The sequence below is a fragment of the Streptomyces guryensis genome (assembly GCF_021261325.1).
Taxonomy (GTDB): Bacteria; Actinomycetota; Actinomycetes; order Streptomycetales; family Streptomycetaceae; genus Streptomyces; species Streptomyces guryensis.
The window spans coordinates 337,856-351,151 of sequence record NZ_JAJSBI010000005.1; the positions used below are offsets into that span (position 1 = coordinate 337,856).

The 13,296-nt window shown below is 71.7% G+C and carries 12 protein-coding genes; 7 read left to right on the forward strand and 5 right to left on the reverse strand.

Going from position 1 to position 13,296, the window contains the following annotated elements:
• Positions 1-32: 32 nt before the first annotated feature.
• On the reverse strand, positions 33-932 hold the full coding sequence (locus tag LJ657_RS13390; protein ID WP_308117028.1) for a class I SAM-dependent methyltransferase: 900 nt from the start codon (positions 930-932) through the stop codon (positions 33-35).
• On the opposite strand from LJ657_RS13390, the gene LJ657_RS13395 reads away from it, so the two are divergent.
• Positions 875-2,950 carry a DUF1996 domain-containing protein gene (locus LJ657_RS13395; RefSeq protein ID WP_232648776.1) on the forward strand — a complete coding sequence of 692 codons (2,076 nt, stop codon included), beginning with the start codon at positions 875-877 and terminating at the stop codon, positions 2,948-2,950. The genes LJ657_RS13390 and LJ657_RS13395 overlap by 58 nt on opposite strands.
• An 87-nt stretch (positions 2,951-3,037) precedes the next feature.
• Here LJ657_RS13395 and LJ657_RS13400 read toward each other — a convergent pair whose 3' ends face one another.
• From LJ657_RS13400 to LJ657_RS13415, 4 genes are all read right to left on the reverse strand, one after another.
• Positions 3,038-4,318, reverse strand: a complete 1,281-nt coding sequence (locus LJ657_RS13400; RefSeq protein WP_232648777.1) for an MFS transporter — start codon at positions 4,316-4,318, stop codon at positions 3,038-3,040.
• A gap of 313 nt (positions 4,319-4,631) precedes the next feature.
• On the reverse strand, positions 4,632-4,913 hold the full coding sequence (locus LJ657_RS13405; RefSeq protein WP_232648778.1) for a hypothetical protein: 282 nt from the start codon (positions 4,911-4,913) through the stop codon (positions 4,632-4,634).
• A 57-nt stretch (positions 4,914-4,970) separates the two neighbouring features.
• Positions 4,971-6,557: a glycerol-3-phosphate dehydrogenase/oxidase gene (locus tag LJ657_RS13410; protein ID WP_232648779.1), complete on the reverse strand. Its 1,587-nt coding sequence runs from the start codon at positions 6,555-6,557 to the stop codon at positions 4,971-4,973.
• Entirely contained in the window at positions 6,554-7,153 is a 600-nt protein-coding gene (locus tag LJ657_RS13415; protein ID WP_232648780.1) for a TetR/AcrR family transcriptional regulator, read from the reverse strand. Before LJ657_RS13415 ends, LJ657_RS13410 begins: the two co-directional genes overlap by 4 nt.
• A gap of 90 nt (positions 7,154-7,243) precedes the next feature.
• Between LJ657_RS13415 and LJ657_RS13420 the strand changes: the two genes are divergently transcribed.
• From LJ657_RS13420 to LJ657_RS13445, 6 genes are all read left to right on the forward strand, one after another.
• Positions 7,244-8,839, forward strand: a complete 1,596-nt coding sequence (locus LJ657_RS13420) for an FAD-binding oxidoreductase (RefSeq protein ID WP_232648884.1) — start codon at positions 7,244-7,246, stop codon at positions 8,837-8,839.
• A 52-nt stretch (positions 8,840-8,891) separates the two neighbouring features.
• Entirely contained in the window at positions 8,892-9,773 is an 882-nt protein-coding gene (locus LJ657_RS13425) for a YegS/Rv2252/BmrU family lipid kinase (RefSeq protein WP_232648781.1), read from the forward strand.
• A 67-nt stretch (positions 9,774-9,840) separates the two neighbouring features.
• Complete coding sequence (locus tag LJ657_RS13430; RefSeq protein WP_232648782.1) at positions 9,841-10,293, forward strand: flavodoxin family protein; 453 nt, start codon at positions 9,841-9,843, stop codon at positions 10,291-10,293.
• Between the two features lie 111 nt (positions 10,294-10,404).
• Positions 10,405-10,878 (forward strand): carboxymuconolactone decarboxylase family protein, encoded by a 474-nt coding sequence (locus tag LJ657_RS13435; protein WP_232648783.1) that lies wholly within the window; start codon positions 10,405-10,407, stop codon positions 10,876-10,878.
• 405 nt (positions 10,879-11,283) lie between these two features.
• On the forward strand, positions 11,284-11,673 hold the full coding sequence (locus tag LJ657_RS13440; RefSeq protein ID WP_232648784.1) for a DUF485 domain-containing protein: 390 nt from the start codon (positions 11,284-11,286) through the stop codon (positions 11,671-11,673).
• Entirely contained in the window at positions 11,667-13,262 is a 1,596-nt protein-coding gene (locus tag LJ657_RS13445) for a solute symporter family protein (protein WP_232648785.1), read from the forward strand. The genes LJ657_RS13440 and LJ657_RS13445 overlap by 7 nt, the downstream gene beginning before the upstream one ends.
• The last annotated feature ends 34 nt before the right edge of the window (positions 13,263-13,296 follow it).

The window sequence follows — 13,296 nt, forward strand, 5'->3', positions numbered from 1 at the left end:
CGCTCCTCGGCGGCCGGCGCGAGCGAGGCGACCTAACCGGGGGCGGGCCCCTGCCCGGCCAGGAGCGGATCCCACAGGTCGGCGAAGTCGGTGAAGCGGGTCGGGACTTCGATGGGTGCGACCTCCACCTCGACCAGCGCGGCCTCGCTCCACAGGCGCCGCAGTGGGGCCGGCCGGCACAGCGGGAAGCGGCGGCCCTCGTCCAACTCCGCCGCCGACGACGGATCGACGGCGGTCACGGCGTCCCAGAAGTGCCGTAGGAACCCCATGCCCTCGGCGTAGTCCCACACGTAGGCGGCGACCAGCCCGCCGGGCGTCACCACGCGCGCGGCCTCGGCGACCGCGGCGCCGGGCTCGGGGAGGAAGTTGAGGACCAGTCCGCTGACGGCCACGTCCACCGCGGCGTCGCCCACGGGAAGGGCCTGGGCGTCGGCCCTGGCGAAGAGGGCGGGAGAGGACCCCTGGGCCCGGGCCGCGGCCACGAACCCTGCGGACCGCCCCACCCCGAGCAGCGTCCGGGGCCGGCATCGGCGCGCCACTGTCGATGCCAACGCGCCCGAACCGCAGCCGACGTCCAGCCAGTGAGCTCCGGGCGCACAGGCCGGCGGGCCACGAACTCGTCGGCCACCAGGCGGCTCCACCGCCCCATGTACCGCTCGTACGCGTCCCCGGCGGTCCACACGTCGAAGTCCTGCCCGGTCACCCTCCCACTGTGCCGTGCTGCCCCGGTTTGCGCCACGTGTGGGGATGTGGGGGCACGCGCTTACTGAGAGGTTCCTATGAATCTGTGGGGTGCTTGAACACGCTGGTTGCGCAGTCCGTATGTGGCGAGGGATTTCCATGCCTGACCGCCATGATCCGTAGGAGAACTCTCGTGGGACGCAACACGCGCAGACGCCCAACAGGCCCGCGCCGCGCCACCTTTGCGGCATTCGCGCTGATGCTGGGCGGAGGCGGGCTGGTGGCGGTCAATGTCTACGCCTCCGCGACGGAAGGCGGTTCGGGCGCAGACGCGCAGACGCTCAGTGCCGCGGGCGGCACGATCGACTGCCCGGACGTCGGCAGCAGGTTGACGCGGGTGCCGGACCGGGCGCGGGGCGATGTCGACAAGGAACTCGCCTCCATGGACCAGCAGATAGCGGAGGCCTACCAGCGGCTGCAGGCGGCGACGCCGGAGCAACGCCAGGACAGCGGCTACACCGACGACCAGGTCATGAACCCCCTGAAGCAGCAGCGGAGCGAGTCGCTCGACCGCATCGGCAACGACATGAACCAGGCCGGCGAGCGTCCTGACGGGCTCGGCTCCATGGCGGACTGCTCGATGCGCACCTGGAACGGCCAGAACGGCGGCCAGGGTTCGCAAGGCGGTCAGCAGCAGGGCCAGGGAGACCAGCAGAACGGCGGCGGTCAGCAGAACGGCGGTGGTCAGCAGAACGGCAACGGAGGGCAGGCCGGCAACGGCCCGGTGGCCGCGGACTACCAGGACATCAACACCGTCCAGCCGGGCGCCCCTGCCCCGGACCTCAACTCCTTCGTCTCCAAGGGCACCTTCACCACCAGCTGCGGAGTGAACGCCAACGGGCTGTTCAACTCCGACAACGTCATCGTGGCCCCGGGCGTCACCAACGGTGCCCACCACTTCCACGACTACGTCGGCAACCAGTCCAACAACGCCTTCGCCAGCGACGACGACCTCGCCAAGGCCGACACGAGCTGCGAGAACCCGGGCGACAAGTCCACGTACTACTGGCCGGTGCTGCGCCTGCAGAACGGCACCCAGGAGCAGGACGCGAACAAGCCCGGCGGCGGGATCGAGGGCAACGCCGGCGAGATCGTCACGGCCAAGCAGGTCACGATGACGTTCATCGGCAACCAGCGCAGCCAGGTCACCGAGATGCCCCGCCTGCTGCGCATCATCACCGGCGACGCCAAGGCGTTCGTCAACGGCCCGGCCAACGCCAACGCCTCCTGGAGCTGCACCGGGTTCGAGGACCGGCAGCTGAAGGACAAGTACCCGCTGTGCCCGCAGGGCAGCGACGTGGTCCGCACCTTCCGGTTCCAGAGCTGCTGGGACGGCCGCAACATCGACAGCGCCAACCACCGCACCCACGTGGCCTTCGCCGACGCCTCAGGCAACTGCCCGAACGGCTTCAAGGCCATCCCGCAGCTGGTGCAGCGCATCGTCTACGACGTCAAGGCGCCGAGCCTGCAGGACGGTGGCCGTACGACCCCGTTCTTCGCGGTGGACTCCTTCCCCGAGCAGCTGCACAAGCCGGTCACCGACCACGGCGACTTCATCAACGTCTTCGACGAGGGCCTGATGAAGGAGGTCGTGTCCTGCATCAACGGCGGCCGTGAGTGCGGCGCGGGCACCGCCGAGGACCCGGGCTCGACCGGGGGAGCGACCCAGCAGCCGACCGAGAAGCCCACCGACCAGCCCTCCGCCCAGCCGACGGCCACCGATCAGCCCACCCAGGAGCCGACCGCCCAGCCGACCGCCGAGCCGACCGGCGGCCCGACCACGCCGCCCGCCGGCGACGACAAGGGCAACGCGGGCGGCGCGTCCGGCAAGGGGAACTCCGGCAGCGGATCCGACGGCCAGAACACGCAGCCCACGACCACCGCGCCGGAGACCGGACAGCCGGCGAACAACGACGAGCCCACGATCTCCAGCACGACGGAACCCCGGGTCTACGCGACGTCCAAGGCCTCCCGGAGCGCCGCGGCCGCCCCGGCGAACGACGGTACGAGCGCGGGCGACAGCTCCGCCCAGCCCCAGGCCACCGGCGGGAACGCTCCTGCCGCCGGCAGCCAGACCGAGCCGCAGGCGGTCCAGGCCGGCGCGCTGGCCGAGACCGGCACGACCTTGTGGCCCGCCACGGCCGGGACCGTGCTGCTCCTCGCAGGACTGTTCCTGCTCACCCGCACCCGCCGCAGCTTCCGGCGCTGACGCCCGGGAGCGCTGAGCAGAGGCACGGACGGCCGGGGGCCGCCGCCGATCCGGCGGCGGCCCCCGGCCGTGCTCCAGCCCACGGTGCTACGCTCCTGCCCTCTGCCGCAGTCGGCCGCGCACCTGGAAGCTCCAGACCAGCAGGGCCGCCAGGGCGATCGACCCGACGGCCGTCGACATCCCGGCCTGGACGCCGGCCCGCACCGTGAGAGTGCCGGCCACCAGCGCGCCGAGCGGAACACCCAGCCCCGAGGAGAGCATCCGGCGCGTGGTGTTGACCCGACCCTGGAGCTCAGCCGGTGTCACCTCCTGGGAGTAGGTCATCGTGTTCACCAGGACGACGAGGTAGGCCGAGCCCCACAGGGTGAGGGCGGCCATCGTGACCCTCCAGTCCGAGCTGAGGACGACCACCAGGCCGAGCAGGGAACCGAGGGGCAGCACCCCCAGGAGAAGGGGGAAAGCCTCGAAGTGGCGCCGCAGCCGGGGCAGCAGGAACGACCCGCCGATGCCTCCGGCGCTCCATGCCATGTACAGCAGGCCGATCCGTCCGTCGGACCCGTGGATGCCCAGCACGCGGTCGGCGAAGACGACGAGCTGGCCGATGATGGCCCCACCGGAGAAGGACTGCAGGGTGCCGACCACGGTCATCAGGCGCAGCGTCGGGTGGTGGTGGAGGAAGCCGAGCCCTTCCCTGACGGACTCCTTGAACCCCGGCCGCGTCGCCACCTGCTTGTCGGACCGGGCGGTGGTGTGCGTGACCGCCTTGAGGAGCAGGGCGGAGGCGGCGAAGGACAGGGCGTCCAGGGCGAGCGTTCCGGCCGGGCGGAACAGGACGATCAGAGCTCCCGCCACCGCGTTCCCGGCGATGCGTACGACGGTCTGCGCTCCGTAGACGGCGCTGTTGGCCTCGGTGAGCTTGTCCTTGCCGACGATGTCGGGGACGAAGCCGTAGACCCCCGCGTCGAAGAAGAGGCCGAGGGCGGCCGAGACGAGGGCGACGAGAAGAACCTGGCCGCCGGTCAGTATGCCCAGGGCGGAGGCGGCCGGCACGGAGGCGATGCAGCCGGCGTTGAGCCAGTCGGTGAGGATCATCAGGCGGCGCCGGTCGGTCCGGTCCGCGACCGTGCCCGCGATCAGCCCGAAGACCACGTAGGGCAGGGTCGCGGCGGCCGCCACCAGGGAGACCATCAGGGGCGAGCCGGTCTCCTGGAAGGCCAGCACGGGCAGGGCCACCGTGGTCACGGCGGATCCCAGCCCGGAGACCACGCGCGACAGCCAGAACCAGCGGAAGTCGGGGACGAGGCGCAGTGGGATGTCCGGTGCTTCGGGCGTGGGATCGTCGATGTCTTTGTCGGGCAGGGAGGTCATCGCGGTCGGTGCGTCCTTTCAGCAGTGAGGTGGCCGTCCGGCGCGTTCAACAGGGGCCGGGGGCAAAACGCGTGACACCCCATCAGCAGCCTGCTGATGGGGTGTCACATGGAGTGCGGTGCGTTCGTGTCAGTCGATACGACGACAGGTACCGAGTGATACGCGGAAGCTGGTTTCCCGATGCGGAACCGGCCGATCCGATGGGGGCCCGCCCCGTCCGCGGAGCGGACCGTGAGCGATGAGGTTCCGGAAACCCGCAAGATCATAGCAGGTGGTGGCACCCTGGTGGCACCACCTGCCGGTCGGTGGCCGGTCAGTTCCTCTGCTCGGACTGCCGTACCGCCTGCTCGACCTCCGCCTCGACCTCGTTGCGGGACTTGCCCGACTGCTTGGCGTACTCGGTGACCGACGTCCGCGCCTCACGGGCCAGGTCGCGCCAGGCGCGGCGGGCGGTCTCGTAGGTGTCGGCCTGCTGTCCGCTCCAGCCGCCGGGCTGCGTCACCGGGCCGTACGAGTGCTGCAGCTTCTCGACACGGAGGTGCGCCTCGTCGGCCGCGCGCTGTTTCTCGACCAGCTCGTCGAAGGTATGTGTCACGCAAATGGAGCATAAGCGCACATTAGCCATTTCGCGCGGCGAGCCGGCGCCGGGCTCTCACTCCGTGTGGGTCAGGGCCTCGCCGAGCAGTTCCCGTGCGGCGTCCAGCGCCGCCGCACGATCCGCCGGTACCACGCCGATCCGGGTGCGGCGGTCGAGGACGTCGGCCTCGTCGAGGGCGCCCTCGTGGCGCACCGCCCACAGCAGTTCGGCGGCGGTGACGGGATGGCTCGGCAGCACCCGCTCGCCCAGCCGCGGGTCGTCCGCGGCGAGTGCGAGGACGGCCGGTGCCTCGGTGCCGTAGCGCCGTACCAGATGGCGAGGTGCCCGCACCGCGTCGAGCGCCCGAGGGGACGCGGCGCCGACGAGCGGGAGTGAGGCCGTGGGGGAGGGGCCGGCGGTGAGGCGGCGGGCGGTGACGGCGGCGTCCACGGCGTCCTCAGCCATGCGCCGGTAGGTGGTGAGCTTGCCGCCGACCACGGTGATCACGCCCTCGGACGAGGTGAGTACCGCGTGCCGGCGGGAGATGTCGGCGGTCCTGGCCGCGGCACCGGGCCCGGCCTCCGACGCGGTGTCCAGGAGGGGGCGCAGTCCCGCGAAGGCCCCGACGACGTCCTCGCGCCGGGCCGGGACGTCGAGGACCGAGCCCAGGACGTCCAGGAGGAAGCCGATGTCCGTCTCGGGCGCCTCGGGCGCCTCGGGCACGTCGGGGATGTCGCCCTCGACGGGTTCGTCGGTGAGGCCGACGTAGACGCGGCCGTCGCCCTGGGGCAGGACGAGGACGAAGCGGTTGGTCTCCCCGGGGATGGGGATGTGCAGTCCGGCCGGGAGGGGGCCGAGGTCCTCGGAGCGCAGGATCAGGTGGGTGCCGCGGGAGGGGCGGATGCGGATGCCGTCCACCAGGCCGCCCGCCCAGACGCCGGAGGCGTTGATCACCGCGCGGGCCCTGATCTCGCCCTCCTCGCCGGTGAGTTCGTCGCGGACGCGGGCGCCGGAGGCGGTCAGTTCCAGGGCCCTGACGCGGGTCAGGATCCGTGCGCCGCGCACGGCCGCGGTGCGGGCGACGGCGGTCACCAGGCGGGCGTCGTCGACGAGCCGGCCGTCCCAGGACAGCAGGCCGCCGCGCAGACCGCCGGTGCGCAGGGCGGGAGCCAGATGGCGGGTCTCCGGCGCGGAGAGCCGGCGCGGGGCGGGCAGCGTGGCCCGGGCGGTCCGTGCTGTCAGGCGCAGGGCGTCGCCCGCCCGGAAACCGGCCCACGCGAGCGCCGCCTGGCCGCGGGAGACCAGCGGGGTGAGAGGCAGGACGAACGGCTGCGCCCGGACCAGGTGAGGTGCCGTGCGCTCCATCAGCACGCCCCGCTCGACCGCGCTCTCGTGGGCGACGTCGAGCTGGCCGGAGGCGAGGTAGCGCAGCCCGCCGTGGATCAGCTTGCTGCTCCAGCGGGAGGTGCCGAAGGCCAGGTCGTGGGCGTCGACGGCGGCGACGCTCAGGCCGCGCGCCGCGGCGTCCAGGGCGGCTCCGGCACCGGTGGCGCCGAGCCCGACGACGAGGACGTCCACGGCGGGACCGCCGACGGTCCCGGCCAGTTCGCGCGAGCGCCGGGCGGCGGAAAGGGACGATCCGGAAGCGGGGCTGGGGCTCATGGCGTGAGGGTCCTCTCCAGGATGGAGCGCAGCTCCGTGAGGAAGGCCGCGGAGGACAGGTCGGCGTCGTCCTCGTCGGTCATGGTCCGCAGGGACAGGGTGAAGGACTGGACGATCAGCAGCAGGGCGCGGGCCTGACGCTCGGGATGGCCGACGCGGACGGACCCGTCGGCGTGACCTTCCTTCAGGCCGTTTGCCAGCAGTTCCAGGAGCGCGATCTGACTGGCGCCGCGACGGTCCAGGACGTACGGGAGGAGCAGTTCGGGATCGACGTCGACGATCTTGCGGAAGAGGGGATGGGCGCGGAAGGACTCCACTCCCGCCACCAGCCCTTCCACCAGCAGGCCGCGCGCGTCCGCCTCCGGCCTGCGCTCGGGTATCGCCCGCGTGGCCACGTCGACCCACTCACGGGTCATCAGGTCTCCGACGAGGGTGCGCACATCGGGCCAGCGCCGGTACAGCGTCATCCGGGAGACGCCCGCGCGGCGGGCCACGTCGGTGAGTGTCGTACGGCGGACCCCGACGGCCAGGACGCAGTCCCGCACCGCGTCGAGCACCGCATCGCTGTCCGAGCTGTTGTGACGAATAGGCGTCATGTGTCACAGTGTAACGCCTCGGCGCCCCTCAGGGCGCGTCGGGAGCAGCTCGAACGGAATCGCTCGAATCGACCGGTGAGGACGACAGTCATGGACATGCTGTGGAGCGGCTGGGGCGACCCGGCCAGGGCGACGCCGCTGCCCGGCACGGTGATCGGGCTGTTGCGCGATCTGCTCGGTGTCAAGCCGCGCGGCGCCGAGCCGGTCGGTCTGACGGACATCGCCGTTCCGGAAGGGCAGTTGGAGCCCGCCGTACACCAGGCCCTGGTGGCGGCCGTGGGCGGCGAGGAGTACGTGCGCACCGACGCGGAAACCCGCATCCGGCACACCCGTGGCAAGTCCACCCCCGATCTGCTGCGCATCCGGGAGGGCGACGTCGCCGACACCCCGGCGGCGGTGCTGCTCCCGGCCGGCCACGACGAGGTGTTCGCCGTGCTGCGCGCGTGTGCCGAACACGGCCTGGCGCTCGTCCCGTTCGGCGGCGGCACCTCCGTCGTCGGCGGACTCGCCCCGGGGCGGGGCACGTTCGTAGCGCTGGATCTGCGACGCATGGACGGCCTGCTCGCCCTCGACCCGGTCTCCCGCACCGCCACCCTGCAACCCGGCCTGCGCGCCCCGCAGGCGGAGGCGCTGCTGGCCGATCACGGCTTCACGCTCGGCCACTTCCCGCAGTCCTACGAGTGGGCCACCATCGGCGGTTTCGCCGCAACCCGCTCCAGCGGCCAGGCGTCCGCCGGCTACGGCCGCTTCGACGAGATGGTCCTCGGGCTCACCCTCGCCACCCCCGAGGGCACCGTCGACACGGGCCGCGCCCCGCGCTCCGCCGCCGGGCCCGACCTGCGCCAGCTCGTCCTCGGCTCGGAGGGGGCGTTCGGCGTGATCACGTCCGTGACGGTCCGCGTCCGTCCGGTCCCGCAGACCCGCCTCTACGAAGGCTGGCGCTTCGCCTCCTTCGAGGAAGGGGCGGCCGCACTGCGCCGGCTCGCCCAGGACGGGCCGCGCCCGACCGTGCTGCGCCTGTCCGACGAGACGGAGACCCTGATCGGCCTCGCCCAGCCGGACGCGATCGGGGCTTCCGACGCCCCGACGGCCGCCGGATGCACGGCGATCGCGGGCTACGAGGGCACGGTGGAGGACGTCTCGTACCGTCAGGAGCGCGCCGCGGTCGTCCTGCGCGAGTGCGGCGGCACACCGCTCGGCGAGGAGCCGGGCGAGCGCTGGGCCCACGGCCGTTACTCGGCCCCTTATCTGCGCGACGCCCTGCTCGACGCGGGCGCCTTCGCCGAGACGCTGGAGACGGCGACCTTCTGGTCCCGCGTCCCCGAGCTGTACTCGGCCGTACGCGACGCGCTCACCGGCACACTCACCGAGCAGGGCACCCCGCCCCTGGTCATGTGCCATATCTCGCACGTCTACGAGAACGGTGCCTCGCTGTACTTCACCGTGGTCTGCGCCCAGGGCGAGGACCCCGTCGCGCACTGGACCCGCGCCAAGCACGCCGCCAACGAGGCAATCCTCGCCGCCGGCGGCACCATCACCCACCACCACGGCGTCGGCACGGACCATCGCGACTGGTACGTCCGCGAGGCCGGCCCCCTCGCGGTCGAGGCCCTGCGCGCCGTGAAGCGGCGACTGGACCCGGACGGACTCCTCAACCCCGGGGTCCTGCTGCCCCTCGACGACTGACCGCCACTCCCTGTTCCGCAGTACCGACCCGTCCGCCCTCGGAGGCACCCCGATGCGACAGTTCACCGCCGTCGTCAACCCCACCGCGGGCGGATCCGCCGGCGCCGCCGCGCTTCTCGCCGTGGCCCGGCTGCTGCGGGAGGCGGGCGCCGAGCTGCAGACGGAGTACAGCCGCAGCCTCGCCCACGCCCGGGAACTCGCCCGGCAGGCGGGCGGCCAGGGCCGGGTGGTGCTCGCCGTCGGCGGGGACGGTATCGCCGGCGGCATCGGCGGCGCCCTCAGCGGCACCGGAGCCGTAGTCGGCCTGGTCCCGGCCGGGCGCGGCAACGACTTCGCCCGGGCACTCGAACTCCCCACGGAACCTGCGGAGTTGGCAGAGGTTCTGCTCCGCCACGGACCGCGCGCCGTGGACACCATCGAGGTCGAATCGGCCGTCCATGACCGCACCGTGGTCCTCGGCAGTGTGTACGCGGGCGTCGACGCCCTCGCCAACCGCCACGCCAACCACGCGAAACTCCTGCGGGGAGCGGCCTCCTACTACGCCGGCGGACTCCGGGCCGTCACCACCTGGCGCCCGGCGCACTACCGGGTCACCGTCGACGGTGAGGAGCACCGGCACACCGGCTACACGGTGGTGGCCGCCAACTCCGGCTACTACGGCTCCGGCCGCCTCATCGCCCCCGACGCCCGCGTGGACGACGGCCTGCTGGACGTGGTGATGATCAGCGAGGCACCCCGGCGGCTCTTCTTCGCGATGATGAACGAACTCAAGACGGGCGCCCACGTCGACCGGCCACAGGTGCGCATCCTGCGCGGCCGGGAGATCACCATCTCCGCCGACCGCGACGTGCCCTACGGCGCCGACGGAGAGGTCGAGGCCGTCCTGCCCGTCACGGCCAGGGTCCTGCCGGGAGCGCTGCGGGTGCTGTGCTGAGCGGTCGCGGGGCGAGCCGTGCCGCTCGCGAAGGGGGCCGTGTCGGCTCTGAACTAGGGTGCGTGATGTGCCCACCCTGCTGATCGTGCATCACACGCCCTCGCCCAACTGCCAGACGATGCTGGAAGCCGTCCTCTCAGGTGCCACCGCGCCCGAGATCGAGGGCGTCGATGTCGTGCGGCGGGCTGCGCTGGCGGCCACGGCGTACGACGTACTGGCCGCCGACGCATACCTGCTCGGCACCCCGGCCAACATCGGCTACATGTCCGGAGCCCTCAAGCATTTCTTCGACCAGATCTACTACCCGTGCCTGGACGCCACGCAGGGCAGGTCCTTCAGCTACTTCGTGCACGGCGGGAGCGACGTCACGGGCGCGGTGCGCGGGATCGAGGCGATCACGACCGGCCTGGGCTGGCGCCGCACGGCCAAGCCCGTCACCGTCACCGGGGAGCCCGCGAAATCGGACGTCGATGCCTGCTGGGAGCTGGGTGCGACGCTCGCCGCGGGACTGCTCGACTGACCCCGAACCGGGGCGAGGCGACGAGACGCAGGTCACAATCAGGTGTGTCACAAGCTGCCGGGCCGTGCCGTCAAAGAGGTGTAACCACCGACAACGGCACAGGAGCACACCATGGAAGCTCGTCTCAACCTCTTCGAGAACCCCGTCGCGGGCAAGCTCTTCCGGCACCTCAACTCGGCGGGCAAGGTCGTCTCGGACTCGCCGCTGCCCCTCGCGACGCAGGAGCTGGTGAAGCTCCGCGCCAGCCAGATCAACGGGTGCGGCATGTGCACCGACATGCACGTCAAGGACGCTCTCGCCGCGGGGGAGGACCCACAGCGTCTCCATCTGGTCGCGGCCTGGCGGGAGGCCAAGGTGTTCACCGACGCCGAGCGCGCCGCCCTGGAGCTGGCGGAGCAGGGCACCCGCATCGCCGACGCGGCCGGCGGCGTCACGGACGAGGCCTGGGCGAACGCGGCCAAGCACTTCGACGAGGACCAGCTCGCCGCCCTGGTCGCGACCATCGCGGTGATCAACATGTACAACCGCTTCAACGTCATCGTTCAGCAGCCGGCCGGCGACTACCAGCCCGGCATGTTCGGATGACACCGGTCATCTGACTCCCACCGGCAACGGCACAAGGCCCGGGCGCCTCGCCCGGGCCTTGTGCCGTCCATGCGCACTGCATTTGAGACAGTCTTCCCGCAGAAAAGGTACGGACTATTCTCGCGCCCCCTGCCTTTCGTGGGCAGTGCGGTGCGCATGAACCCGGGATCGGGCGCGTGAATGAGTCAGCGTGGGAAATTCACCCCGCCGTGCGGTTGATACTTCAATGGGCGCGCTGCAATACTCCGGCTTCCGGTCCCGCCCCCACCCAGCGGCGAGCCCGAAGGGATTCGCAAAGCGACCATTCCGGATTCACGAACCCCCCACAAAGTCCGCACGGTGGTCTGCTCCGGCATTCTTTCCCGGCGCGTGTGCGGCACCGAGAAGTGGAGAAGGTGTGCCCGCGTGAATATCGAGCAGGCGAAACGACGAGAGATATCCGACAGCCCTGAATTCCAGCTGCTGCGCCGTGCGCACCGGCGATCCGGGGTACGGATGACGGCAGTCGGCGTCGGCGGGTTCCTGCTGTACGTCCTGTTGTCGAGTTTCGCGCCCGAGCTCATGAACACTTCACTGCACGGTCACCTCACCCTCGGACTGGCCCTCGGGCTCGGTCAGTTCGTGGTGATGGCCCTGATCGCGCGACGCCACATCGTGCACACGCGCACACACGTCGACCCCATCGTCCGCGGCTTCCGCACCCAGGCCCGGGCCCGCCGGCCGCAGCCCGAACAGTCGCGCCGTCCTGCCCGGTCACCCGCCCCCCGGCGCAGCGAGGGGTACCGCACATGGTGACGACCGCGGCCGTCGTCGTGGACCGCTTCAGCCTGCAGCTGACGTTCCTGCTCTTCCTCTCCGTGGTCGTCGTCACCCTGTTCACCGCGCTGCTGACCGCTCCGCAGCGCGACGAGATCGGCGAGTTCTACCTCGGCAACCGCACCATGTCGCCCCTGCGCAACGGGCTGGCGATGTGCGGCGACTACCTTTCCGCCGCCACCCTCCTGGGCAGCACCGGCCTGGTCGCCCTCACCGGATACGACGGGCTCCTCTACCTCGGAGGCACCGCGGTGGCCTGGATGATGGTCCTGCTGCTGATCGCCGAACCCCTGCGCAACGCGGGCAGGTTCACCCTCGGCGACACCATTGCCCTGCGCATGCCGGCCCGGCAGCGCCCGGTCCGGCTCGCCCTGTCCCTGTGCACCCTGGCCGTCACCACCCTCTACCTCGTGGCCCAACTCGTCGGCAGTGTCGCCCTGTTGACCCAGTTCACCGGCGAACCCAGCGCGGCCACCCGCACCCTGTGCGTGGTCGTCATCGGCACGATCGTCGTGGTGTACGCGGCGCTCGGCGGCATGCCCGGAGCCACGTTCATCCAGATCGTCAAGGCAGTGATGCTCATCTCCGGCGTCACCGTCACCGCCGTGATGGTGCTCCACCACTACCACTGGAACATCGACGCCCTGCTGACGGCGGCCGCCGACAACAGCGGCATGGGAACACGCTTCCTGGAGCCCGGACTTCGCTACGGCGCCAGCACCACCAGCAAACTCGACTTCCTCAGCCTCCAACTGGCCATCGTGCTGGGCCTCGCGGCTCTGCCGCACGTCATGATGCGGCTGCTCGCCCCCCGCTCCACCAACGTGCTGCGCAGCTCGGTCGTGTGGGCGATGGGCCTGGTGGGCCTCGTCTGTCTGGCGGCCGGCGTCCTCGGCCTGGGCGCCACCGCCGTCGTGGGCCGGGACACGATCGCACGCATGGACTACAAGGGCGACGCGGCCGTGCTGCTGCTCGCGCACGCACTCGGCGGCGGCGTCCTCACGGCCCTCCTGTCCTGTCTGGCCTTCGTCACGCTCCTCGCGGTGGCCGCCGGACTCACCCTCGCCGCGGCCTCCTCCGCCGCCCACGACCTCTACGGCGAGGTCATCCGCAAGGGCCGGGCCGAACAGACCGAGGAACTCCTGGTCGCCCGGCTCGCCGCAGCCGTCATGGGCGTCCTCGCCATGCTCCTCGCCCTCGTGTCCTGGGGCGCCAACACCGCCACCCTGGCCTTCCTCGCCTTCGCGATCGCCGCCTCCGCCCTGCTGCCCACCCTCGTCTACACCCTGTTCTGGCGGCGCTTCACCGCGACGGGCGCCCTGCTCAGCCTCTGCGGCGGCCTGCTGTCCTCCGTACTCCTCGTCGTGTTCTCACCCGTCGTCTCCTCCACCCCGGCCTCGCTCTACCCGGACGCCGACTTCGCCTGGTTCCCGCTGCAGAACCCCGGCATCGTCTCGATCCCGGCCGGCTTCCTCCTCGGCTGGCTCGGCACCGTCCTGAGCCGGCCCGAAATCCCCGACGCATACGACGAGTTCGAGGTCCGTGCGCTGGTCGGAGCCGCCGACTGAGCTGAGCCCGCCGGGGTGCGGTGGCGGATTTCGC

Bases quoted from the DNA above. Each gene is read 5' to 3' on its own strand.
- LJ657_RS13390 (WP_308117028.1), bottom strand. From the start codon at position 932: ATGCCGCAAAGGTGGCGCGGCGCGGGCCTGTTGGGCGTCTGCGCGTGT.
- LJ657_RS13400 (WP_232648777.1), bottom strand. From the start codon at position 4,318: ATGACCTCCCTGCCCGACAAAGACATCGACGATCCCACGCCCGAAGCA.
- LJ657_RS13410 (WP_232648779.1), bottom strand. From the start codon at position 6,557: ATGAGCCCCAGCCCCGCTTCCGGATCGTCCCTTTCCGCCGCCCGGCGC.
- LJ657_RS13415 (WP_232648780.1), bottom strand. From the start codon at position 7,153: ATGACGCCTATTCGTCACAACAGCTCGGACAGCGATGCGGTGCTCGAC.
- LJ657_RS13420 (WP_232648884.1), top strand. From the start codon at position 7,244: ATGGACATGCTGTGGAGCGGCTGGGGCGACCCGGCCAGGGCGACGCCG.
- LJ657_RS13425 (WP_232648781.1), top strand. From the start codon at position 8,892: ATGCGACAGTTCACCGCCGTCGTCAACCCCACCGCGGGCGGATCCGCC.
- LJ657_RS13435 (WP_232648783.1), top strand. From the start codon at position 10,405: ATGGAAGCTCGTCTCAACCTCTTCGAGAACCCCGTCGCGGGCAAGCTC.
- LJ657_RS13445 (WP_232648785.1), top strand. From the start codon at position 11,667: ATGGTGACGACCGCGGCCGTCGTCGTGGACCGCTTCAGCCTGCAGCTG.